General features: G+C 61.0%; 18 protein-coding genes, 1 tRNA gene and 1 pseudogene. 16 read left to right on the forward strand and 4 right to left on the reverse strand.

Annotated features, from left to right (window positions below; translation table 11 throughout):
* Window positions 1-10: 10 nt before the first annotated feature.
* Both BM186_RS18425 and BM186_RS18430 read left to right on the forward strand, forming a co-directional pair.
* Window positions 11-1,576 (forward strand): SpoVR family protein, encoded by a 1,566-nt coding sequence (locus BM186_RS18425; RefSeq protein ID WP_072425026.1) that lies wholly within the window; start codon window positions 11-13, stop codon window positions 1,574-1,576.
* A 57-nt stretch (window positions 1,577-1,633) separates the two neighbouring features.
* Window positions 1,634-2,872 carry a multifunctional CCA addition/repair protein gene (locus BM186_RS18430; protein ID WP_074917224.1) on the forward strand — a complete coding sequence of 413 codons (1,239 nt, stop codon included), beginning with the start codon at window positions 1,634-1,636 and terminating at the stop codon, window positions 2,870-2,872.
* 130 nt (window positions 2,873-3,002) lie between these two features.
* Here BM186_RS18430 and folK read toward each other — a convergent pair whose 3' ends face one another.
* Window positions 3,003-3,536 (reverse strand): 2-amino-4-hydroxy-6-hydroxymethyldihydropteridine diphosphokinase, encoded by a 534-nt coding sequence (gene folK / locus BM186_RS18435; protein WP_072425024.1) that lies wholly within the window; start codon window positions 3,534-3,536, stop codon window positions 3,003-3,005.
* Window positions 3,527-3,883 (reverse strand): dihydroneopterin aldolase, encoded by a 357-nt coding sequence (gene folB, locus BM186_RS18440; RefSeq protein ID WP_003463543.1) that lies wholly within the window; start codon window positions 3,881-3,883, stop codon window positions 3,527-3,529. The genes folK and folB overlap by 10 nt, the downstream gene beginning before the upstream one ends.
* 75 nt (window positions 3,884-3,958) lie before the next feature.
* On the opposite strand from folB, the gene plsY reads away from it, so the two are divergent.
* Entirely contained in the window at window positions 3,959-4,528 is a 570-nt protein-coding gene (gene plsY, locus BM186_RS18445; RefSeq protein WP_041980093.1) for a glycerol-3-phosphate 1-O-acyltransferase PlsY, read from the forward strand.
* Between the two features lie 56 nt (window positions 4,529-4,584).
* Here the strand turns inward: plsY and tsaD are convergent, their stop codons facing one another.
* A complete protein-coding gene (gene tsaD, locus BM186_RS18450) occupies window positions 4,585-5,610 on the reverse strand; it encodes a tRNA (adenosine(37)-N6)-threonylcarbamoyltransferase complex transferase subunit TsaD (protein ID WP_074917226.1) in 1,026 nt (341 codons plus the stop codon).
* Window positions 5,611-5,813: 203 nt separating this feature from the next.
* Between tsaD and rpsU the strand changes: the two genes are divergently transcribed.
* From rpsU to egtD, 12 genes and pseudogenes are all read left to right on the forward strand, one after another.
* Entirely contained in the window at window positions 5,814-6,029 is a 216-nt protein-coding gene (gene rpsU / locus BM186_RS18455) for a 30S ribosomal protein S21 (RefSeq protein WP_003290642.1), read from the forward strand.
* 146 nt (window positions 6,030-6,175) lie between these two features.
* The gene (dnaG, locus tag BM186_RS18460; RefSeq protein WP_074917241.1) at window positions 6,176-8,176 is read left to right on the forward strand and encodes a DNA primase; all 2,001 of its coding nucleotides are present in this window, start codon (window positions 6,176-6,178) and stop codon (window positions 8,174-8,176) included.
* A 67-nt stretch (window positions 8,177-8,243) separates the two neighbouring features.
* Window positions 8,244-10,091: an RNA polymerase sigma factor RpoD gene (gene rpoD, locus BM186_RS18465; protein WP_074917243.1), complete on the forward strand. Its 1,848-nt coding sequence runs from the start codon at window positions 8,244-8,246 to the stop codon at window positions 10,089-10,091.
* Between the two features lie 155 nt (window positions 10,092-10,246).
* On the forward strand, window positions 10,247-13,981 hold the full coding sequence (locus BM186_RS18470; RefSeq protein ID WP_074917245.1) for a bifunctional diguanylate cyclase/phosphodiesterase: 3,735 nt from the start codon (window positions 10,247-10,249) through the stop codon (window positions 13,979-13,981).
* A gap of 16 nt (window positions 13,982-13,997) precedes the next feature.
* Window positions 13,998-14,074, forward strand: a tRNA-Ile gene (locus BM186_RS18475).
* A 267-nt stretch (window positions 14,075-14,341) separates the two neighbouring features.
* Window positions 14,342-14,602 (forward strand): helix-turn-helix transcriptional regulator, encoded by a 261-nt coding sequence (locus BM186_RS18480; RefSeq protein ID WP_074917247.1) that lies wholly within the window; start codon window positions 14,342-14,344, stop codon window positions 14,600-14,602.
* A 2-nt stretch (window positions 14,603-14,604) separates the two neighbouring features.
* The gene (locus tag BM186_RS18485) at window positions 14,605-15,939 is read left to right on the forward strand and encodes a type II toxin-antitoxin system HipA family toxin (protein ID WP_074917248.1); all 1,335 of its coding nucleotides are present in this window, start codon (window positions 14,605-14,607) and stop codon (window positions 15,937-15,939) included.
* Window positions 15,940-16,296: 357 nt separating this feature from the next.
* Window positions 16,297-17,066, forward strand: a pseudogene (locus BM186_RS18490) (nuclease-related domain-containing protein).
* Between the two features lie 69 nt (window positions 17,067-17,135).
* Entirely contained in the window at window positions 17,136-18,500 is a 1,365-nt protein-coding gene (locus BM186_RS18495; RefSeq protein WP_074917251.1) for an AAA family ATPase, read from the forward strand.
* Window positions 18,501-18,531: 31 nt separating this feature from the next.
* Complete coding sequence (locus BM186_RS18500; protein ID WP_074917253.1) at window positions 18,532-19,323, forward strand: DUF4435 domain-containing protein; 792 nt, start codon at window positions 18,532-18,534, stop codon at window positions 19,321-19,323.
* 344 nt (window positions 19,324-19,667) lie between these two features.
* Complete coding sequence (egtB, locus tag BM186_RS18505) at window positions 19,668-20,948, forward strand: ergothioneine biosynthesis protein EgtB (RefSeq protein WP_074917255.1); 1,281 nt, start codon at window positions 19,668-19,670, stop codon at window positions 20,946-20,948.
* A gap of 2 nt (window positions 20,949-20,950) precedes the next feature.
* Window positions 20,951-21,913, forward strand: coding sequence for an L-histidine N(alpha)-methyltransferase (gene egtD, locus BM186_RS18510; protein ID WP_074917256.1), 963 nt, complete (start codon window positions 20,951-20,953; stop codon window positions 21,911-21,913).
* A gap of 208 nt (window positions 21,914-22,121) precedes the next feature.
* Here the strand turns inward: egtD and BM186_RS18515 are convergent, their stop codons facing one another.
* Window positions 22,122-22,280, reverse strand: a complete 159-nt coding sequence (locus BM186_RS18515; RefSeq protein WP_003084988.1) for a YqaE/Pmp3 family membrane protein — start codon at window positions 22,278-22,280, stop codon at window positions 22,122-22,124.
* 159 nt (window positions 22,281-22,439) lie between these two features.
* Here BM186_RS18515 and BM186_RS18520 point away from each other — a divergent pair, with 159 nt between their 5' ends.
* Window positions 22,440-23,075: a LuxR C-terminal-related transcriptional regulator gene (locus BM186_RS18520; protein ID WP_072425011.1), complete on the forward strand. Its 636-nt coding sequence runs from the start codon at window positions 22,440-22,442 to the stop codon at window positions 23,073-23,075.
* Window positions 23,076-23,077: the final 2 nt, after the last annotated feature.

The following is a 23,077-nucleotide window of genomic DNA, read 5'->3' on the forward strand; positions in this document are numbered from 1 at the left end:
GGGCCAAGCCATGAATGCCAGCAGCAGAAAGCGCGAGCCGATCTCCACCGGATCGGAGTGGACCTTCGACCTGATCCGCCAGTACGACAAGGAAATCGCCCGCATCGCCGAGCGCTATGCGCTGGACACCTACCCCAACCAGATCGAAGTGATCACTGCCGAGCAGATGATGGATGCCTACGCCTCGGTGGGCATGCCGCTTGGCTACCACCACTGGTCATACGGCAAGCATTTCCTTTCCACCGAAAAAGGCTACAAGCGCGGGCAGATGGGCCTGGCCTACGAGATCGTGATCAACTCCGATCCTTGCATCGCCTACCTGATGGAGGAAAACACCATCTGCATGCAGGCACTGGTGATCGCCCACGCGTGCTACGGCCACAACAGTTTCTTCAAGGGCAACTACCTGTTCCGTACCTGGACGGACGCCAGCTCTATCATCGATTACCTGGTGTTCGCCAAGCAGTACATCATGCAGTGCGAGGAGCGCTACGGCATCGATGCGGTGGAGGAGCTGCTCGACTCCTGCCACGCGCTGATGAATTACGGCGTCGACCGTTACAAACGCCCCTACCCCATCTCCGCCGAGGAAGAACGGCGCCGGCAGAAAGATCGCGAAGAGCACCTGCAGAAGCAGATCAACGACCTGTGGCGCACCATTCCCAGGAACGCAGACAAGGGCAGCGAGAAGGACAGCAAGCGCTTCCCGGCCGAACCGCAGGAAAACATCCTCTATTTTCTGGAAAAACACGCGCCCTTGCTGGAGCCCTGGCAGCGCGAGGTGATCCGCATCGTGCGCAAGATCGCCCAGTACTTCTACCCGCAGCGCCAGACTCAGGTGATGAACGAAGGCTGGGCCACCTTCTGGCACTACACCCTGATGAACGATCTATACGACGAAGGCCTGGTCACCGACGGCTTCATGATGGAGTTCCTGCAGTCGCACACCAGCGTGGTCTACCAGCCGCCGTTCGACAGCCCCTACTACAGCGGTATCAATCCCTACGCCCTGGGTTTTGCCATGTACCGCGACATCCGCCGTATCTGCGAAAACCCCACCGAAGAGGACAAACGCTGGTTCCCGGACATCGCCGGCAGCGACTGGCTGACCACGCTCAAGTTCGCCATGAACAGCTTCAAGGATGAGAGCTTCATCCTGCAGTTCCTCTCGCCCAAGGTGATTCGTGACTTCAAGCTGTTCGGTATTCTCGACGACGACCAGAAGGACGAACTGCTGGTGCCGGCCATTCATGACGAACCGGGTTACCGCACCATCCGCGAACTACTCGCCGCGCAGTACAACCTGGGCAACCGCGAACCCAACGTGCAGATCTGGAACATCGACCGCCGCGGCGACCGCTCGCTGACCCTGCGCCATCAGCAGCACGACCGCAAACCGCTGGGCGACTCCACTGGCGAAGTACTCAAGCACCTGCACCGGCTGTGGGGCTTCGACATTCATCTGGAGGTCTGCCAGGGCGACCAGCTGATCACCACCCAGCATGTACCACCACGCGGCAGTTCGGAGAACGACAGCGAATACCCGAGGCTGGACCTGATCATTCCGCCGATTTGATCGCCTGCGCGCTCGACACGTTCTTCGGTATCCTCTGCGCTCAGTGGAGGAATATACATGCAGATCTACAAAGTCGGCGGCGCCGTGCGCGATCGCCTGCTTGGCCGCCCCGTCAGTGAAGTGGATTGGGTCGTGGTCGGCGCCAGCGCCGAGCAGATGCTCGAACTCGGCTACCGCCCGGTGGGCGCCGACTTTCCGGTGTTCCTGCACCCGCAAACGGGCGAGGAATATGCTCTGGCCCGCACCGAGCGCAAGAGCGGGCGCGGCTATGGCGGTTTCACCTTCCACGCCAGCCCCGACGTCACCCTGGAACAGGACCTGATCCGCCGCGACCTCACCGTCAATGCCATGGCCGAGGACGACCAAGGTAACCTGATCGATCCCTATAACGGCCAGCAGGATCTTGAAGCCCGCGTCCTGCGTCACGTTTCCCCGGCGTTCGCCGAAGATCCGCTGCGTGTCTTGCGCGTGGCCCGCTTCGCCGCGCGCTATGCGCCGTTCGGCTTCAGCGTCGCGCCAGAAACCCTGATGCTGATGCGTGAGTTGGCCGAGTCAGGCGAACTGGCCCACCTCACCGCCGAACGCAGCTGGAAGGAAATCTCCCGCGCCCTGATGGAGCCGCGTCCAGACGTGTTCGTCCAGGTGCTGCGCGACTGCGGCGCGCTGGCCGCCCTGCTGCCGGAAGTGGACGATCTGTTCGGTGTGCCACAACCGCAGGCACACCATCCTGAAATCGATACCGGCGTGCATGTGCTCAGCGTGCTGCGCCAGTGTGCGGAGCACGACCAGCCGCTGAACGTGCGCTGGGCCAGCCTGCTGCATGACGTCGGCAAAGGCCTGACGCCCGAGGATGAGTGGCCGCGGCATATCGCTCACGAGCAAAAGGGCCTGCGCCTGATCCAGGCGATCAACGAACACTGCAAAGCACCCCGTGACTGCGCCGAGCTGGCAATGCTGGTCGGTGAGTTTCACACCCATGGCCATCGCGCGCTGGAGCTGCGCCCCTCGACGCTACTGGAACTGCTGCAACGCTTCGACGTGTTCCGCCGCCCGCAGCGCTTCGCCGAATTCGTCGCCGCCTGCGAGATGGATGCGCGTGGTCGCCTGGGCCTGGAGCAACGCGACTACCCACAGGGCGCCTACCTGCTGGGCGCCGCCGAGGCAGCACGGCAGGTACCGGTCAAACCGTTACTGGAGAAGGGATTCAAGGGCGCCGAGTTGGGCGAAGCGCTCAACCGCGAGCGCCTGGGGGCACTCAAGGCCTATAAGGAACAGCAAACAACGGGGCCCGGATGAAATCCGGGATAGCACCCGACGCAAGTCCCGGGTCTCATCCGGGCTACAACCGCAGGGTGTCGCGGGGCCGTGCGCGTACCGGTAACCGTGGTGCGCGCGGCGCACCCTACAAAGGCCTGGCCGCAGCCAACTAGACCGAATGCGTCTGCAGCAGCTCTGCCGGCGTCAGCTCGGTGCCACGCCACTGGAAAGCCGCCGGCCATAGCTGCTGATCGATCTGCGCCGACGCCCATAACTCGGCGAAGGAACGGCCAGCCACCGGGTGCTGCAGCTGCGGCGCCAACAGTGCCAGCGGCCAGAGCACGAAGGCGTTCTTGAGAATTTCCGCGCGCGGCAGGATCAGGCCGTTGAAGTTGCCGACCTGTTCGCCATACAGCAGCACGTCGATGTCCAGCGGCAAACCCTTGCGGTCCGGCGCGTAGCGGCCATTGTCGGCTTCGATGAATTTCAGCCGGCGGTCCAGCTCCAACAGCGGCAGCTCCGTCTCACCGACCACCACCAGGTTGAAGAAGTTACCGCTCTTGATTCCCACCGCATGGCTCTCGAACACCGGCGAGCAGCGCATGTCGCTGAGCAGCCCCGCCAACGCATCGAGACCGGCGGTGAGGTGAGCCTCGCGCTCGACATTGCTGCCGAGGCCGAGAAAGACCCGAGTCAGAGGCATCCGCGCTCGATCTCCACGCCCACGCCACCGCGAGCGGCTGGCACCGCGCCGGGCTTGGTCAGCTTCAGACGCATCCAGGGAATGTTGAACTCTTCCATCAGGGTCTGCACCAGGCGTTCGGCGAAGGTCTCGACCAGAATGAACTGCGACTCGGCCGCGAAGGCCTGGATGCGCGTGGACACGCTGGCGTAGTCGAGCGCCAGGTTGAGGTCATCACCGGCGGCGGCGGGGCGGTTGTCCCAGGCCATCTGCAGGTCCAGGCGCAGGCACTGGCGAATCTCGCGCTCCCAATCGTAGGCGCCGATCACCGTGTCGACTTCCAGCCCCTCGATAAATACTCTGTCCACCCGCACTCTCCGCGCCACGACAAGGGCGCTGCACCTCGTTAGAATCGGGCCACCCCATGCCCTGGAATGGCCACCATGTTCTGGCTTCTGGCAATCCTTGCCTACCTGCTCGGTTCGCTGTCCTTCGCCATCCTGCTCAGCCGCCTCGCTGGCGGGCCAGACCCGCGCGCCAGCGGCTCGGGCAACCCCGGCGCCACCAACATGCTGCGCGTGGCCGGCAAGAAGCTCGCTGTGATGACGCTGATCGGCGACCTGCTCAAGGGCCTGCTACCGATCCTGATCGCCAAGCTGCTCGGCCTCAGCCTGCACCAACAGGCCTGGATTGGCCTGGCGGCCGTCGTCGGCCATCTCTACCCGCTGTACTTCCGTTTTCGTGGCGGCAAGGGCGTGGCCACTGCCGCCGGCATGCTACTCGGCCTCTACCCACCGGCGGCCTTGCTCGCCCTGGCGGCCTGGGCCCTGGTATTTCTGCTGACCCGCACCAGCTCGCTGGCCTCGCTGATCGCCACACCGCTGACGCTACCGCTGCTGGCCTGGCAACAACCGGCGGCCCTGCTGCCGGCCTGCGTACTCACCGGGCTGATTGTCTGGCGTCACCGCAGCAATCTGCGCGATCTGTTCGCCGGCCGCGAGCGGCGTTTTTAAGCAACCGGTCGGACTGCAAAGCGCGGCTGAAGCCGCTCCTACAGAGCCTCGACTCGTTAAATCGCCGGCAGCGACTCCATCGGCCAGCGCGCCTGCACCTTGATCGCCAGATCCTCATGCTGCCCGGCCAGTAAACGCTGGCAACCGGCGTAGGCGATCATCGCGCCGTTGTCGGTGCAGAAACGCGGACGCGCGTAGAACACCTTGCCCTTCATTTCACCCAGCATGCGCTCCAGATGCTCACGCAGCGCCTTGTTGGCACTCACGCCACCAGCGATGACCAGGCTTTTCAGCCCGCTCTGCTTGAGCGCGCGCTTGCACTTGATGGTCAGAGTCTCAACCACCGCCTGCTGGAAGGCCAGCGCGATGTCGCGGCGGGCTTGGTCGAGGTCGTCACCGCTGTCGCGGCATTGCTGCCAGGTATTGAGCGCAAAGGTCTTGAGGCCGCTGAAACTGAAGTCCAGCCCCGGGCGATCGGTCATCGGCCGCGGGAAGACGAAGCGCCCCGGCGTGCCCTGCTCGGCCAGCCTGGCGATTTCCGGGCCGCCCGGATAATTCAGCCCCATCAGCTTGGCGGTCTTGTCGAAGGCCTCACCGGCGGCATCGTCCAGCGACTCGCCAAGCAACTGGTACTGGCCGATGCCATCGACTCGCACCAACTGGGTGTGGCCGCCGGACACCAACAAGGCGACGAACGGAAAGGCTGGAGGCTGCTCTTCCAGCATGGGTGCCAGCAAATGACCTTCCATATGATGCACGCCGATGGCCGGCACGCCCCAGGCAAAAGCCAGCGCCTGGGCGCAGGAGGCACCAACCAGCAGCGCGCCGACCAGGCCGGGGCCTGCCGTGTAGGCCAGGGCGTCGATATCGCTGGCCTGCTTGCCCGCCTCACCCAGCACCTGGCGGATCAGCGGAAGCATGCGCTTGACGTGATCGCGCGAGGCCAGTTCCGGCACTACGCCGCCGTAGACGCGATGCAGGTCGATCTGGCTGAACAGGGCGTCAGCCAGCAGGCCGCGCTCGCTGTCATAGAGCGCGACGCCGGTTTCATCGCAGGAGGTTTCCAATCCCAGTACGAGCATGGAGCTTGAGCCTTGATTTGCCGCGTGGAACAAAGGCGCGCATGATAAGCGCCGCCCGGCGGAGCGGCCAGCGCTTTTCGATCAGAGGCCTTTGCATTCCTCGGCTCGAGGGGGTAACATCCGCAACCCTTAAAAACCGACGCAACCCGAGCCATTTGCCGGGAGCGCGTTGAACACCGGTAATTAACGAAGGTACGACCTGGATGCCAGCCGTCAAAGTTAAAGAGAACGAACCCTTCGACGTAGCCCTGCGTCGTTTCAAGCGCTCCTGCGAAAAAGCCGGCGTACTGGCTGAAGTCCGTAGCCGCGAATTCTACGAAAAGCCGACCGCTGAGCGTAAGCGCAAGGCCGCTGCCGCTGTTAAGCGTCACGCCAAGAAAGTGCAGCGCGAACAGCGTCGCAGCGTCCGCCTGTACTAATACCGTACACGCAGCGCTCGAATGCCCGGCCCTGGCCGGGCATTGCATTTGAAAGACTCCGCCTCGCACCTTAGCGAGTGAGCGGAGTTTTTGCTTTTCTACCCATCGTTGTCCCGCGCTTGCGCCGGGCAGTATGCTGAGCGCCTATGGCCGGCCTGATACCGCAATCCTTCATCGATGACCTGCTCAACCGCACCGACATCGTCGATGTGGTGAGTTCGCGCATCCAGCTGAAGAAGACCGGCAAGAACTACAGCGCCTGCTGCCCGTTCCACAAGGAAAAGACCCCCTCCTTCACCGTCAGCCCGGACAAACAGTTCTACTACTGCTTCGGCTGCGGCGCCGGTGGCAACGCCCTCGGCTTCGTCATGGACCACGATCAACTGGAATTTCCCCAGGCGATCGAGGAGTTGGCCAAACGCGCCGGCATGGACGTGCCGCGCGAAGAAAGCGGCCGCGGACACAAACCCAGACAGCCGGTCGACTCACCGCTCTACCCGCTGCTCAATGCCGCCGCCGAGCACTATCGCCAGGCGCTGAAAAGCCATCCGCAGCGCAAATACGCGGTGGACTACCTCAAGGGCCGCGGCCTGACCGGCGAAATCGCCCGCGACTTCGGCATCGGCTTCGCCCCGCCCGGCTGGGACAACCTGCTCAAGCAACTGGGCGCCGACGCCCTGCAGCAGAAGGTCATGATCGACGCCGGCCTGCTGATCGAGAACGCCGAGAACGGCAGGCGCTACGACCGCTTCCGCGACCGCATCATGTTCCCCATCCGCGACAGCCGCGGCCGGGTGATCGCCTTCGGTGGCCGCGTGCTGGGCGACGACAAACCCAAGTACCTCAACTCGCCGGAAACCCCCGTGTTCCACAAGGGCCAGGAGCTCTACGGCCTGTACGAGGCGCGCAAGCACAACCGCGATCTCGACGAGATCATGGTGGTCGAAGGCTACATGGACGTCATCGCCCTGGCCCAGCAAGGCCTGCGCAATGCCGTGGCGACCCTGGGCACGGCCACCAGCGAAGAGCACCTCAAGCGCCTGTTCCGCATCGTGCCCAGCGTGCTGTTCTGCTTCGACGGCGACGCTGCCGGGCGCAACGCCGCCTGGCGCGCCCTGGAGTCCACCCTGTCGAGCCTGCAGGACGGTCGCCGCGCGCGCTTTCTGTTCCTGCCCGAAGGCGAAGACCCGGACACCCTGGTGCGCGCCGAAGGCACCGACGCCTTCCGCGCACGCATCAACCAGCACGCGCAACCGCTGGCCGACTACTTCTTCCAGCAGCTGTGCGAAGAAGCCGACCCGCGCTCACTGGAAGGCAAGGCACACCTGGTGACCCTGGCCGCGCCGCTGATCGACAAGATTCCCGGCAACAACCTGCGCGCCCTGATGCGCCAGCGCCTTAGCGAAATCACCGGCCTTTCCGGCGAAGCGCTGAGCCAGGTCGCCAGTGCACCGCGCAGTCACGCGCCGAGCACCACCAGCCAGGCGCCCAGCAGCGATTACCCGGATTACGGCGACATCCCCGACAGCGCCTACTACGACAACCTGCCGGACGTCGGCGGTTACGAGCAGCCCGCACCGCCCCAGCAGCACTACGAGCGCAGCAACGAAGGCGGTAAGGGCAGCTGGAAAAAAGATGGCGGCGGCAAATGGAACAAGAAGGGCAAGGGCGATTTCGCCCCACGTGCCCCGCGCACTGCCGTGAGCGTCGAATCACCGCACCTGATCGCCCTGCGCACGTTGCTGCACCATCCGCATCTGGCGCAGAAGGTCGAAGATGTCAGCCATTTCGCCGACGAAAACGACACTTACGCTCAGCTTCTCGTGGCCTTGGTCGGTGCCCTGCAGAAAACGCCCAACCTGCGTTCGCTGCAACTGATCGCCCGCTGGCACGGCACCGAACAAGGTCGCCTGCTGCGGGCGCTGGCGGAGAAGGAATGGCTGATCCAGGGCGACAACCTTGAACAGCAGTTTTTCGACACCATTACTACACTTGCAAATAGTCAATCGCAGAGGCGGCGTGAAAAGGCGCTCCGCAGCATCATTCATAAAAGCCCCAGCGAGCTCACAGACGAGGAAAAGACATTGCTCAGAGAGCACTACAGCCTGACCTCCTCGCAGAGCAGCAAGTCCCCAACTGGCGCCTAAAGCCAAAACCGAGGTATAATCCTCGGCTTGTTTTCAGCCCGCCAAGACCTTCAGTGGATAGGGTGTTATGTCCGTAAAAGCGCAGCAGCAATCTCGTATCAAAGAGTTGATCACCCTGGGTCGTGAGCAGAAGTATCTGACTTACGCAGAGGTCAACGACCACTTGCCTGAGGACATTTCAGATCCTGAGCAGGTGGAAGACATCATCCGCATGATCAATGACATGGGGATCCCGGTACACGAGAGTGCTCCGGATGCAGACGCCCTGATGCTGGCCGATGCCGACACCGACGAGGCTGCAGCCGAAGAAGCAGCTGCTGCCCTCGCCGCCGTCGAGACCGATATCGGCCGCACCACTGACCCGGTGCGCATGTACATGCGCGAAATGGGCACCGTGGAACTGCTGACCCGCGAAGGCGAGATCGAAATCGCCAAACGCATCGAGGAAGGCATCCGCGAAGTCATGAGCGCCATCGCTCACTTCCCCGGCACCGTCGACGGCATCCTCGCCGAGTACACCCGCGTCACCACCGAGGGCGGCCGCCTGGCCGAAGTCCTCAGTGGCTACATTGACCCGGATGACGGCAGCGTGCCTGACGAAGCCGCCGCCCCCGTTCCCGTCAAGGAAGGCGCCGCCGCTGAAGAAAGCGACGACGAAGAAGAAGACGAGAGCGGCGACGACGAGGAAGAAGAAGGCGATGGCGGCCCGGACCCGGAAGAAGCGGCTCGCCGTTTCACTGCCGTGGCCGAGCAGCAGGACAAAGTCCTCAAGGCGCTGAAGAAGCATGGTCGTGGCAGCAAGCAGGCCACCGAAGAGCTGGCCACCCTGGCCGAGCTGTTCATGCCGATCAAGCTGGTGCCCAAGCAGTACGACGCCCTGGTCACCCAGGTGCGCGACGCCCTCGACCGTCTGCGTGCGCAAGAACGCGCCATCATGCAGCTGTGCGTGCGTGATGCGCGCATGCCGCGTGCCGACTTCCTGCGCCTGTTCCCGGGCAACGAAATCGACATGGACTGGGCCGCCGACCTGGCCAAGGGCAAGGCCAAGTACGCCGAAGCCCTGGGCAACCTGCAGGGCGACATCCAGCGCTGCCAGCAGAAGCTGGCCGATCTGGAAGCCGAGTGCAGCCTGAGCCTGGCCGAGATCAAGGACATCAACCGGCGCATGTCCATCGGTGAAGCGAAAGCTCGCCGCGCCAAGAAGGAAATGGTCGAGGCCAACCTGCGTCTGGTCATCTCCATCGCCAAGAAGTACACCAACCGCGGCCTGCAGTTCCTCGACCTGATCCAGGAAGGCAACATCGGCCTAATGAAGGCGGTGGACAAGTTCGAATACCGTCGCGGCTACAAGTTCTCGACCTACGCCACCTGGTGGATTCGCCAGGCGATCACCCGCTCGATCGCCGACCAGGCGCGCACCATCCGTATTCCGGTGCACATGATCGAGACCATCAACAAGCTCAACCGCATCTCCCGTCAGATGCTTCAGGAAATGGGCCGCGAGCCCACTCCGGAAGAGCTGGGTGAGCGCATGGAAATGCCCGAGGACAAGATCCGCAAGGTATTGAAGATCGCCAAAGAGCCGATCTCCATGGAAACCCCGATCGGCGACGACGAAGACTCGCACCTGGGCGACTTCATCGAGGACAGCACCATGCAGTCCCCGATCGACGTAGCCACGGTCGAAAGCCTCAAGGAAGCCACTCGCGAAGTGCTGGCCGGCCTCACTGCCCGTGAAGCCAAGGTCCTGCGCATGCGCTTCGGTATCGACATGAACACCGACCACACCCTCGAGGAAGTGGGCAAGCAGTTCGATGTCACCCGTGAGCGTATCCGCCAGATCGAAGCCAAGGCGCTGCGCAAGCTGCGCCACCCGACGCGAAGCGAGCATCTGCGCTCCTTCCTCGACGAGTGATACCAGAACCCCCGGCCCAGGCCGGGGGTTTTGCTTTCTGGGCCGTGCGCCCGCTCACTCGCCAGCCAAAGGCAGCGCAGACGCTGCAATCAAACTGCCATCCCGGCAATGGCCGATCTACACTACGACGATACTGATCGCGAAACGAGGCCGTTATGCCCCGCTTGCCGGCCATTGTGCTGTTGTGCCTGGCGTACTGGATGACCCCGGCCCTAGCCCTGACACTCAACGAGGACGAGCGCACCTGGCTGGCAGCACACCCCGAACTACGTCTGGGTGTCGATGCATCCTGGCCCCCTTTCGAGTTTCGTGACGAACAGGGTAACTATCACGGCCTGACCGCCGCCTATGTACGGCTGATCGAAGAGCGTCTTGACGTGACGCTGCAACCCGTCGAGCCCAGCAACTGGAGCGCGATACTGGAGCAGGCGCGCATGGGCCAGGTCGACCTGCTCCCCGGCGTGATGTCGACACCCGAACGCCGGGAATACCTGATCTTCACCCGCCCCTACCTGGACTTTCCCATCGTCATCCTCGCCCGCAACGGCGGGCCGCAGCCGAGAACGCTCAATGAGCTGTACGGTTTGAAGATTGCCGTGGTGGCTGACTACGCCCCGCACGAGCTGCTGCGCCAGCAACACCCCGATCTCAACCTGCTGCCGCTGCGCAACGTCGCCGCCGCCCTGCAGGCGCTGGCGACCAACCAGGTCGATGCCATGGTCGGTGATCTTGCCTCCAGCGTCTGGAGCCTGCGCCAGCTCAAGCTCGACGGCGTCTACATCAGCGGCGAGACGCCCTATCGCTACCAGTTGGCCATGGCCGCCCCGCGTGACCAGAGCATGCTGGTCGGCATTCTCGACAAGCTCTTCGCCGAGCTCAGCGCCGAAGAAATCGCCGCCTTGCAGGAACCCTGGGTCGGCAGCGTGCTGGACAAACGCAGCGTCTGGCACGAAACCCTGCTCTACGGCCTGCCAGCCCTGCTCGGCCTGCTGGCGGTCATCGCCATCATCCTGCGCATCAACCACCGCCTGAAACGCGAGATGCGCAACCGTGAAGCGCTGGAGCAGGAACTGCGTAACCGCGAGCAGCACTTTCGCGACATGGTCGAAAGCCTCTCGGCCATCACCTGGGAAACCGAGTCCAGCGGGCTCACCTACACCTATGTCTCGCCCCATGCGGAAAAATTGCTGGGCTATCCCCTGCACGAATGGCTGGAGCCCGGCTTCTGGCAGTGCCACCTGCACCCGGACGATCACCAGCGTACCCTGCGCACCTGCCTGGAACAATGCTCGGCCGGCAACGACCACGCCCTGGAATACCGCCTGCTCGCCGCCGACGGGCGCACGGTGTGGGTGCGCGACATCGTCACCCTGCTGCAACGCGACGACCGCCAGGTGATTCGCGGCGTGATGGTCGACATCAGCGACGCCAAGCAGACCGAGCAGGCACTGCGCCTGTCGGAGCAGAAGTTCGCCTCGGTGTTCCAGCAATGCCCGGACATCCTGATCATTGCTCGACGCGTCGACGGTGTACTGCTGGAGGTCAACACCGCCTTCACCGAACAGACCGGCATCAGCGTCGAACAAGCCATCGGCAAGACCGCCACCGAACTCGATCTATGGGGCGTGCCTGGCATCGGCCCGAGCTTGCTGCTGCGTCTGCAGGACGAAAGCCTGCGCAACCTGGAAATGCCCTTCCGCCGCGCCGATGGCAGCCTGTTCACCGGCCTCATCTCGGCCAGTCAGTTCATGCTCGACAACACCCTGGCACTGGTTGTGGTGGTGCGCGACATCAGCCAGCTCAAGAGCACCCAGCAGCAACTGCAGATTTCCGAAGAGAAGTTCGCCAAGGCCTTCCACGCCTCGCCCGATGGCCTGCTGATCACCCGTCTGCGCGACGGCCTGCTGGTGGAGGCCAACGAAGGTTTCAGCCGCATCACCGGCTACAGCCTCGGCGAGATTGCCGAACAAAGCACCCTCAGCCTGGGCATCTGGGCCGACCCGAAAGATCGTGAACGCCTGGTGCAACGCATTCGTGAGCAAGGCAGCGTGCGCGACCTGATCGCCCCGGTGCGCACCAAGAGCGGCCAGTTGCGCCTCTGCGAACTCTCCGCGCAGCCGCTGCCCATCGGCGGCGACGAGTGCCTGCTGACCATCGCTCGCGACATCACCGAACGCCAGCAGATGCAGGAAGAACTGCAACAAGCCGCCACCGTTTTCGAAAGCACCGCCGAAGGCGTGTTGATCACCGACCTCGAACAGCGCATCACCGCGGTCAACCGCGCCTTTACCCAGATCACCGGTTACAGCGAGGCCGAAGCTCTAGGCCAGCGTCCCAACCTGCTCTCCTCCGGCCAGCACGACAACGCCTTCTACGCCGCCATGTGGCACAGCCTGGCGGCCAACGGCCACTGGCAGGGGGAAATCTGGAACCGGCGCAAGAACGGCGAGCTGTACCCCGAATGGCTGACCATCAGCGCCGTGCGCAACTGCGATAACCAGATCACCCACTTCGTCGGGGTATTCGCCGACATCTCCAGCCTCAAGCATGCCCAGGCACGCCTCGATCATCAGGCCCACCACGACCCGCTGACCGGCCTGCCCAACCGCCTGCTGTTCGAGAACCGTCTGCGCAGCGCCCTGGATGGCTCACGCGCCGACGACCAACTGGGCGCCGTGCTGTTTCTCGACCTCGACCGCTTCAAGCAGATCAACGACAGCCTCGGCCACCCGGTCGGCGACCAGTTGCTCAAGGCCATCGCCGCGCGCCTGAAACTGCAACTGCGCGATATCGACACCGTCGCCCGTCTCGGCGGCGACGAATTCATCATCCTGCTGCCCGGCCTGCACCAGCCGCAGGACGCCGAACAGGTCGCGCAGAAACTGCTCGAATGCTTCCGCGCACCGTTCCAGCTCGACAACCACGAGTTCTTCATCAGCGCCAGCATCGGCATCAGCCTCTACCCCAAGGACGGCCTCGACGTCGCCACCCTGGTCAAGAACGCCGACGCGGCCATGTACCAATCCAAGGCCAAGGGCCGTAACCGCAGCGAGCTCTATACCCGCTCGCTGACCTTCCAGGTCAACGAACGCATGGCCATGGAACAGGAACTGCGCCGCGCCCTGGAGCGCGACGAACTGTGCCTGTACTACCAGCCCAAGCTCTGCCTGCGCAGCCAGAGCCTGGTCGGCGCCGAAGCGCTGGTACGCTGGCCGCACCCGGTGTTCGGCGACATCCCGCCGGATCGCTTCATCCCGGTGGCCGAAGAAAGCGGGCTGATCCTGCCGCTGGGCGACTGGGTGCTGGAACAAGCCTGCCGCCAACTGCAGGACTGGCAGGAAAGCGGCCACGGCTTCGGCGCCCTCTCGGTCAACCTCGCCGGCGCCCAGCTGCACCAGCCCAGCCTGCTGCCGCGCATCAGCGCACTGTTGCAGCAATACAACCTGGCGCCGGAGCTGCTGCAACTGGAGATCACCGAGAACTTCATCATGAACCAGGCCGGCGAAGCGCTGGACATCCTCCACCGCCTCAAACAGCTCGGCGTGCAACTGGCCATCGACGACTTCGGCACCGGCTACTCCTCACTCAGCTACCTAAAGCGCCTGCCGCTGGACGTGCTGAAGATCGACCAGTCCTTCGTCCGTGGCCTGCCGGACGACCCGCACGACCTGGCGATCACCCGCGCCATCATCGCCCTTGGCAACAGCATGCAACTGACGGTGATCGCCGAAGGCGTGGAGACCAAGGCCCAGGAACTCTGCCTGGCCGCCGAAGGCTGCCTGCAAATCCAGGGCTACGTGGTCAGTTGCCCGCTTTCCGCCGAGGCCTTCACCCGGAAATTTCTCCCACCAGGTCAAGCGGTTGGCGCTGGCGAGAGCGCGCCGGTATAATCCGCCGGCCTTCTGGGGGCCTATAGCTCAGTTGGTTAGAGCAGAGGACTCATAATCCTTTGGTCCACGGTTCGAGTCCGTGTGGGCCCACCACCTTCAAAGCCGCGCATTGCGCGGCTTTTGTGTTTTTGCACACCTCAAATGGAACCACCCTCCTCACTCGCCGCTACGCCTCCACGCTCTGAGAAGCTGCGCAGCCATTGCCTACGAAAAATGTAGCCCAAGAGCCACAAGAAACGATTACCAGGCGTATCCTGTAGCCCACGAGACACAATAATTGATTCAGGCTACTTGTATAGCTGTAGCCCACGAGCTACATTTTTCGGCAATACTTCGATTTTTGACGCCCAAGGGCTACAAATGACCTCTCTTTACGACGTTTCGGAAATGCTGAAACAGGCGCGCGGTGACGCGAAACTGAGCCAGGAAGCGCTGGCCAGTCGTGCTGGCGTCTCGCGCACCACCGTAGCCCGTATGGAAACCCTGGCCAAAGGCGATATGAGCGTCTCGGTGCTGGTTCGCCTGCTGGAGGCGGCAGGCTACGACCTGAAGCTGGTCAAAGCCGGGCATCAACGCACGGTTGAAGACATCCTCGACGAGCAACGCTCAGGGAGTGCTTGAGCATGATCCTCGACGTCCACGTCAGCTCACGGCGGGTGGCCAAGCTCTATCGGGAGCGCGATGAATATGTGCTGAAGTACCTGCCGGGCACAGTAGCGGAAGACTTCGTCAGCCTGACGATGCCGGTACGGGAAGAAGCATGGCGCTGGCCGCGCGACCTTTTCCCGTTCTTCCGGCAGAACCTGCCCGAGGGGTATCTGCTGGGCGTCATTCGCGAGGAATTTGGCCCGCTACTCGATGGTACCGATCTGTCACTGCTGGGGGTGGTGGGCGGCACCGGTATCGGCAGAGTCTCGGTCACGCCAGCGGGTGTTCAACCCGGCGTCGATATGGCGCCGCTGGAGATAGAACACCTGCTCAAAGCGGAAAACACCAGCGAACGGTTCGCCGCACTGGTGCGGCAATACGCTCGGGTCGCCGTATCGGGGGTCGTGCCAAAGTTCATTGCCACCGACACCGTCGCCCCTCGGGAGCCGCTGGGCAAACCGACCCTGCGCACCGGCTTTCACATCATCAAGGGCTCTGACGAAACTACCCCTTTTCTGGGCTTCAACGAGTTCTACACCATGCGCGTACTGGAGCGGCTGAATGTCGTGCCGGTCGCTGCCTGCCGCATGTCTGACGACGGCAAGGTCCTGGTAGTGGATCGCTTCGACGTGGACGAACACGGCATCCCCCGCTACGGCGTCGAGGATGCCTGCGGGCTGCTGGGTTTACCGCCCCATGAAAAGTACGCGCCCACCACCGAACGGGTGTGGAATGCCACACGCGCCTATATCCCCGCTGACCGCTTGCAAGCGCAGCGCGAGCACCTGGGCTGGCACCTGCTGACCAACTACGTGGTACGCAATGCCGACTGCCACGCGAAGAATATCGCGCTGTTCTACTCCTCCCGATCTGACGTGCGCTTCACGCCGGTCTATGACCTGGTGACCACTCAGGCCTACCCGCGCTTTGCCAGCAACCCGCCTGGCCTGTCCGTTGGAGGCAGGCAAACCTGGACACCGGGTCGATCCCTGGAAACCTTCTTCAAGGCCGTACTGGGCATTGCCCCGAGCAAATACGCAGCCATGCTCGAGCAACTCTGCGAGTCCGCCGTAGAGGTCGGTAAGGAAGTCATCGAAGCCGCGAAGAACGAACTCGCCTGGCGCGAGGTAGCCAAACATATGGTGCACGCCTGGAACGAAGGCATGGAAACAGTCCGCAGCCCCAAAGCCGCCGCACACTTTCGTGGCCTCGATAGCGCCATCGAAGACGCCGGCTTCTCCGGCCCGCGCAAACCTGAACGCAGCAGAGAAGTGATTGGCCGCTCCGAATTGCTGGCGAAGAAGCGCTGACCAGCAAGCGACACGACAGTCCAACGAACATCAGGTGAGAAGACGGTGAGCCAGATAGCCATTATTCGGCTCACCAAATGAGCCGAATAGGTGCGCTAATCGGCTCATGAACAAAAACTCCTGCCAAATGACCCCGGCCTGGATCGGACAGCTATCTTGTCGGGCGCGCTCAGCCCTGCGCAATGCCCCCAAACCTGGCGTAACCGTCTAGCGGCCATAGGACAATGGTCGCGATCCCCTTGAGCGATTGAAAGCAATTAGCCATTATCCAGATCAGTGCCAGGCAACTGGATTTTGGCACGCCTGCTCGCTCGTACAACGAGCGCCACTCAAGCGGCTTTGCTCACGGAAGAAAATATGGACGTAGGCCTCATTCTTCGCCCGCTTATAGACAGCCTGCTCTGGCTGATCCCAGCAGCCCTGCTGATCGGCCTGCTCAAATCGCCCTGGGCCAAGGGACAGATCGGTGAACTGCTGGTGCGCCTGTTCGCCCATTGGCAGTTGGATAAGCAAACCTACCGCCACCTGCACAACGTCACCCTGAACACGCCGGACGGCACCACGCAGATAGACCACGTATTCCTCTCGCCCTACGGCATCTTCGTGCTGGAAACGAAGAACATGAGCGGCTGGATCTTCAGCAGCGAGAAGCAGGCGCAGTGGACGCAGAAGCTCTACAAACGCAGCATCAAATTCCAGAACCCGCTGCGGCAGAACTACAAGCACCTCAAAGCCCTGGAAGCCACCCTTGGCGTTAACCCCGAGCACCTGCACTCGGTCATCACCTTCGTCGGCGGCAGCACCTTCAAAACCGAAGTACCGGCCAACGTGACCCAGGGCATCGGCTTTATCCGCTATATCCAGTCATTTCAGCAGCCGGTATTCAGCGAGGCTGAAGTCGACGCCATGCTGCACGCCCTGCAAACCGGCCGCCGCGCGCCAACCCTCGCTACGCACCGCGAGCATGTACAGAACCTTAAGCGTCGAAGTGATCCGACAGCCGAGCGGCAGTTTCCGAAATGCGGTAATGCGCTGCTGGTTTGCAGCGTGAAGATAGGGCCAAAGGCGGCGCAGCAGTTTTGGGGATGCTCCGCGCCCCAAAATGTCGGCTCCGGCAAGTTACCTAAATACCAATCTCGGTAAAAAACTTAGTTACCCCCAATTATTCAATACACCTACATGCAAAGGAAAAATGAATGGAAAATCATCAAGAGGATGATTCAATCACAAGCAACACAGCAAGACTTATTGAATATGAGATCCACGGCTTATATGGACTTTACAATCACAAAATCACACTTAATCATATAGACGGTGTCACAATCGTACACGGCCCAAATGGAGTAGGAAAAACCGCACTCCTAAAAAGCATTAGCAATTTATTTAGCTGCGACTATGACTCTCTAGCCTCAATTCCTTTCTCGCAAATCAATGCACGCTTGAGTACCGGATGGGAGATAGTCGTGAAGCGAGTAGGCGTATCGGTTTCACAACTGGTACGTCGAAAGCACATGGGTCACCGCCTTGAAGTCGAAATAAAAAAAGACAAGAAAACACATGCTTCCCATAACTTCTCTGAAGAAGTGAATGTAGGTGGTCGAATTCCACCTTGGTACAATAGAATTGCACCTGGAGTATGGTTTGACGAACGCACCGGCGAAGAAATAAGCCACGACGAGATAGATGCCTTTCTGCACCGACCAAGCAGATCAAAGGAGAAGCGCAGGAATATAGAATCAATAGCTACAATACTTAAAACAGTTAGCGTTCACCTCGTAGAAACAAACAGACTTTACAAACCAATACAAGCCAATGAGTGGGGTAAGAAAGGCACAAAATTGGTTTCTGCAGTCAACGACTGCTCAGCGAAACTAGCTAACAACATCGGGACCGCTCTGAAAGACTATGGAAAACAATCTCAAGAGCTAGATCAGTCATTCCCTCATCGGTTTATTACAAAGTCCGCAAAGCCCCTAGAGCTCCTTGACTTAAAAACCAGACTCACCGAGCTAGCAAAACAACTTGAGAACTTAAAAAATCTAGGAATTCTAGATTCAGAAAACTTTCAATCATTCAACATTCAAGTCCTAGACCATGTAGACCCTCAAAAACTCGAAATCATGAGTCTATACGTTGAGGATAGCGAAGAAAAATTAAAAGCTTTTGAATCACTAGCCGACAGAACCGAGCTCCTTTTAAACAGCCTTAAAGACAAATTTAAAAACAAGAGAATCCGGTTAAGCAAAGACAAAGGCCTTTACGCTGAAGGCCCCGGAGACCTTGAAATACCACTAGACTCACTGTCATCTGGAGAGCAACACGAAATCGTCCTGCTATACGAGTTACTATTTAAGGTATCCAAAAATACCTTAGTACTAATTGACGAACCCGAGCTATCCCTCCACGTTAATTGGCAGAAAGCTTTCTTACCGGAGTTACTATCCATATCCAAGGTTTCTGATTTTTACTCAATAGTAGCAACACACTCCCCGTTCATTGTGGGTGGTCGGGACGATTTAATGACAGCCTTGGATGCGAACACCGATGAATCAATGGAATAAGAGTGTCGGAGATCTCATTGCGGAAATAAAGATGATGCAGACCGATTTCAAAGGTTTTTTCTGGCTTGTCGAAGGCCCTAGTGATATACGCTTTTTCGAATGCCGGCGGTACAAGGGAGTTGCGCTGGTTGCTGCCGGCGGGAAAAAAAATGTGATAGAAACTGTTACTGCTCTTACGCAAGACCCTGTAAGTTCTAAGCTCGTCGGCGTTGTAGATGCTGACGTAGACTGGCTGAAACCAATCGAAAATCGCCCATCAAATATTTTGTCAACTGATCCTCGCGATCTTGAGGGGCTATTGATCAGATCTAGATCATTGGACAAGCTACTGAGCGAGTATGCTGCCCCTCAAAAAATTGAAAACTTTGAAGCAAAAACTAAAAAAACAGTACGCGAATACGTACGAGATGTTAGCGAAAAATTCGGAAAAATAAGAGCAGCCAACTTACTTCACAATGACATTTCTTTAAAGTGCCTAAAACCACAAAATTTTATTCTCCCTAACAAATGGGATTACGATTTAGATAAGGTATATGAATTTTGCGTATCACGTGGCGCAGCAGCTAGCACAGATGAGCTCAAAGCACTTGTAGCAGGCCTGCCCTGCACAGACGCTTGGAACTATGTCAGAGGGCATGATGCGATAGGAATTCTAACTGGTGGCCTAATGACAGAAATTGGCCGCGGAGGAAGAATAGATAACTCAAGAGTTGAATCAGCACTCCGAATAGGAATAGAAGATGAAGAATACAAACTCAGCTATATTAGCCAGCAACTAAATCACTGGCACCCGACTGACACAAAAATAAATCAACACACCTAAAACATACTTACACAGCACAAAGATTATTAATACAGTTACAACCCAACAGCAAAGGCCAGGCATTGCGTGGCCTTTGTTACCTTCCATCACTCCCAAAACATCAAACAATCGAAACAACTGGAGAAAGACCACGATTACTTTAGGCTGAAACGATTCGCTTGCACAAAACTGTGCATGATCGGGTCAGCGCACACCTGATTGCCGCCATCAGAATGGCGGTATGAGGTAGCCCGTTGCTGCCCCCTGCCACGTAAACGCAACATTTTTCCCTGAACCTTTGCCCTTATTGCCCAGTCGGCTTTAAGTACCGTCGTGCTTCGCGGCGCCAGCAAAGGATGCGTGTTATGCGAGACCGCACCAGCAGGATCGCCGTTTCATCGCCGCACCTCGAACAGCTATGGCAACGCTACCAACGGGTGCGCGCTGCCAGTGAGCGGCTCTGTGAGCCGCTGGAGGCTGAAGATTATGTGATCCAGAGCATGGCGGACGTCAGCCCGCCGAAATGGCATCTGGCGCATGTCACCTGGTTCTTCGAGGCTTTCGTGCTGCAGCCCTTTCTGCCGGGCTATCGCCCGCTGGATGAGCGCTACGACCATCTGTTCAATTCCTACTACAAGACCCACGGCATGCCCTTCGAGCGGGCGCGGCGCGGGTTGTTGTCGCGGCCGACGGTAAGCGAGGTGTACGCCTATCGCAGCCATGTCGACCTGGCCATGGCGCAGTTGCTCCAGTCAGGCGGCGACCTTGCCGACGAGGTGCTGCAGCGGGTCGAGCTGGGGCTGGAGCACGAGCAGCAGCATCAGGAACTGCTGTTGATGGATATCAAGCACATCCTGGCGCAGAACCCGTTGCGTCCGGTCTATCGTCACGACCTCAAGCCGGGCAACGCGGCGGCCGGCGAAATGCGATGGGTCGAGTTTCCCGCTGGGCTGCGGCATGTCGGCCATGCCGGCGATGGCTTTGCCTTCGATTGCGAGCGGCCGCAACACCGGGTGTTCGTCGAGGCCTTCCAGCTGGCCAGCCGGCCGGTAAGCAATGGTGAGTATCTGCAGTTCATCCGCGATGGCGGTTATCGCAGCACGGCGTTGTGGCTGGCGGACGGCTGGGACCATATCCAGCGCGCCGGCTGGCAGGCGCCGCTGTACTGGCAGCGCGATGGTGACGACTGGCTGGAGCTGACCCTGGGCGGCCCGCGCGAGTTGGATCTGCATGCGCCGGTCTGCCACCTGAGCTATTTCGAGGCCGAGGCTTTCGCCACCTGGGCGCAGGCGCGTTTGCCACGCGAAGAGGAATGGGAAGTGGCCGCTCAGGACGAACCGCTGTGGGGCAACTTCGTCGAGAACGATCACCTGCAGCCGGTGGCGGCGGGCGCGGGTGATGGCCTGCAGCAGCTCTATGGCGATGCCTGGGAATGGACGGCCAGCGCCTACCGGCCCTACCCCGGCTTTCGGCCGCTGGGCGGCAGCCTGGGTGAGTACAACGGCAAGTTCATGTCCGGGCAGATGGTGCTGCGTGGCGGCAGCTGCGCCACGCCTGAAGACCACGTGCGCCCCACCTATCGCAACTTCTTCTACCCCACGATGCGCTGGCAGTTCTCCGGCCTGCGCCTGGCCAAGGAGCTCTGAGCATGGCATTGGCAATCCGTACCCACGAACAGTCGATCAGCCCGGAACTGGAGTCGCTGCGCGAGGAAGCACTGCGTGGCTTCGCGGCCAGCCCGAAGGCGATGTCACCGAAGTTCTTCTACGATCATCGCGGCTCGCAGCTGTTCGAGCTGATCTGCCTGCAGCCGGAGTACTACCCGACGCGCACCGAGGAAACCATTCTGCGTCTGGCGGCGAGCGATATCGCCGAGCTGGCCGGGCGCAACGCCAGCCTGGTGGAGCTGGGCAGCGGCGCCAGCCGCAAGATCCGCCTGCTGCTCGAAGCACTGCGCCCGGCGCGTTACCTGGGCATCGATATCTCCCGCGAGTTTCTGCATAGCAGCACCCGTCGCCTGGCGGCCGACTATCGCTGGCTCGACGTGCACGCGCTGTGCGCCGACTTCAGCCAGCCCTTGAAGCTGCCCGCCGAGGCGCTGGGGCAACGGCCGTTGGCGTTCTTTCCCGGCTCCAGCATCGGCAACTTCGACCCGGATCAGGCCCGCGCCTTTTTGCGCAACCTGCATCAGGCACTGCCGGCAGGCAGTGGCTTGCTGATCGGCGTGGATCTGGTCAAGGACCGCCAGGTGCTGGAGCGCGCCTACAACGATGCGGCCGGGGTGACTGCGCTGTTCAACCTCAACCTGCTCGAGCGCATTCGCAACGAGCTGCACAGCGACATCGACCCGCGCCGCTTCCAGCATAGGGCCTTCTACAACGAAGCCGAGTCGCGCATCGAGATGCATCTGGTCAGCCGGCAGGCGCAGCGAGTGCGCATCGAGGATCGCGTGTTCGACTTCGCCGCTGGCGAAACCCTGCACACGGAGAATTCCTACAAATACACGCCGAGCGGCTTTCGTGATCTGGCGGGCGCATGCGGCTTCGCCTCGGTCGCCATGTGGCGCGACCCGGCGCAATTGTTCAGCGTGCATTTTTTGCGGAGGGAATGAGGGGGCTTCGCCAGGGGCGAGATAAGCAAATTGCTGCGTGATCTTCTGCCCTCTCCCCCAACCCCCACCCTGTGCCCCAGCCCTTCGCAGAGCTCAGGTCGCGACAGCGGGCGAAGCAGTGCTTCGCTGTTTCCGCTGTCGCCCCGCAAGCGGGTGAGGGGAGCAAAGCGCTTTCGACATTAGTAGGCGAGCGCGCTCGGGACAGGCCTCAGCGTTTGGCGATGATGTACACCGCGTGGACGATGCCGGGGATGTAGCCGAGCAGGGTGAGCAGGATGTTCAGCCAGAACGCGCCGCCGAAACCGACCTGGAGAAACACGCCCAGCGGTGGCAGCAGGATGGCGATGAGGATGCGGATAAGGTCCATGCGGTACTCCTTTACATTCCATAAGGGGTACCTGAACAGACTGCGGCTGGCGCCTTGCAGTTCACTCGGGGCGACCAAGCCAGCGGCAATACTGAGAACCAGACGCTGGCGCCGCCAGGGATATGACCTTAGTCTGGCGCCAGGATGGAAGCGCCCAGTATGTCCGAACAATCACCACAAGAACGCATCATCGTCGCCGACGATCATCCGGTTTTCCGCGATGGCCTGTGTCGTATCGCCCAGCGCGTCTTCCCCCAGGCGTGCGTTGTGGAAGCCGGAGACATGGATGAAGTGCTGAGCCTGGCGCAAGCCGGCACGGCGCCAAGCCTGTTCATGCTCGACCTGCTGTTCCCCGGCCAGTCGCCGCAGGCCATCAGCGCGCTGCGCCAGACCTTTGCACGCAGCTCGATCGTGATCGTGTCGATGGTCGACAACCGCGAGTTGATCGATGAAGTGATGGCGGCAGGTGCGGACGGTTTCATCGGCAAGGCGACGCCGCCGGATGAAATCGCCGATGCCTTGCTGGCCGTGCGCGCCGGGGAGTTCGTCCTGACCCTGGGCCCTGCCGGCGTACCGGCCTTCGCCGAGGACCGTCATCTGCTGGAGCAACTGACGCCACGTCAGCAGGAGGTCTTGCGGCTGGTGGTGCGTGGTCTGTCGAACAAGGAAATTGCCCGCGAGCTGGCGATCTCGCCCTTTACCGTACGCATCCATGTGTCCTCGCTGCTGCGCACGCTGGACGTCAGCACCCGTGCCGCAGCCGCCGCCAAGGGAGCCAAGGCCGGGCTGGTGTGAGT

The organism is Ectopseudomonas toyotomiensis (genome assembly GCF_900115695.1).
GTDB classification, from domain to species: domain Bacteria; phylum Pseudomonadota; class Gammaproteobacteria; order Pseudomonadales; family Pseudomonadaceae; genus Aquipseudomonas; species Aquipseudomonas toyotomiensis.

What these genes read in the sequence shown, in the direction of transcription:
- tsaD (WP_074917226.1), bottom strand. Translation starts at nt 5,610, where the DNA reads ATGCTCGTACTGGGATTGGAAACCTCCTGCGATGAAACCGGCGTCGCG.
- folK (WP_072425024.1), bottom strand. Translation starts at nt 3,536, where the DNA reads ATGCCTCTGACTCGGGTCTTTCTCGGCCTCGGCAGCAATGTCGAGCGC.
- BM186_RS18485 (WP_074917248.1), top strand. Translation starts at nt 14,605, where the DNA reads ATGATCCTCGACGTCCACGTCAGCTCACGGCGGGTGGCCAAGCTCTAT.
- plsY (WP_041980093.1), top strand. Translation starts at nt 3,959, where the DNA reads ATGTTCTGGCTTCTGGCAATCCTTGCCTACCTGCTCGGTTCGCTGTCC.
- rpoD (WP_074917243.1), top strand. Translation starts at nt 8,244, where the DNA reads ATGTCCGTAAAAGCGCAGCAGCAATCTCGTATCAAAGAGTTGATCACC.
- rpsU (WP_003290642.1), top strand. Translation starts at nt 5,814, where the DNA reads ATGCCAGCCGTCAAAGTTAAAGAGAACGAACCCTTCGACGTAGCCCTG.
- egtB (WP_074917255.1), top strand. Translation starts at nt 19,668, where the DNA reads ATGCGAGACCGCACCAGCAGGATCGCCGTTTCATCGCCGCACCTCGAA.
- BM186_RS18515 (WP_003084988.1), bottom strand. Translation starts at nt 22,280, where the DNA reads ATGGACCTTATCCGCATCCTCATCGCCATCCTGCTGCCACCGCTGGGC.
- BM186_RS18470 (WP_074917245.1), top strand. Translation starts at nt 10,247, where the DNA reads ATGCCCCGCTTGCCGGCCATTGTGCTGTTGTGCCTGGCGTACTGGATG.
- BM186_RS18520 (WP_072425011.1), top strand. Translation starts at nt 22,440, where the DNA reads ATGTCCGAACAATCACCACAAGAACGCATCATCGTCGCCGACGATCAT.
- dnaG (WP_074917241.1), top strand. Translation starts at nt 6,176, where the DNA reads ATGGCCGGCCTGATACCGCAATCCTTCATCGATGACCTGCTCAACCGC.
- BM186_RS18500 (WP_074917253.1), top strand. Translation starts at nt 18,532, where the DNA reads ATGATGCAGACCGATTTCAAAGGTTTTTTCTGGCTTGTCGAAGGCCCT.
- BM186_RS18425 (WP_072425026.1), top strand. Translation starts at nt 11, where the DNA reads ATGAATGCCAGCAGCAGAAAGCGCGAGCCGATCTCCACCGGATCGGAG.
- BM186_RS18430 (WP_074917224.1), top strand. Translation starts at nt 1,634, where the DNA reads ATGCAGATCTACAAAGTCGGCGGCGCCGTGCGCGATCGCCTGCTTGGC.
- BM186_RS18495 (WP_074917251.1), top strand. Translation starts at nt 17,136, where the DNA reads ATGGAAAATCATCAAGAGGATGATTCAATCACAAGCAACACAGCAAGA.
- egtD (WP_074917256.1), top strand. Translation starts at nt 20,951, where the DNA reads ATGGCATTGGCAATCCGTACCCACGAACAGTCGATCAGCCCGGAACTG.
- BM186_RS18480 (WP_074917247.1), top strand. Translation starts at nt 14,342, where the DNA reads ATGACCTCTCTTTACGACGTTTCGGAAATGCTGAAACAGGCGCGCGGT.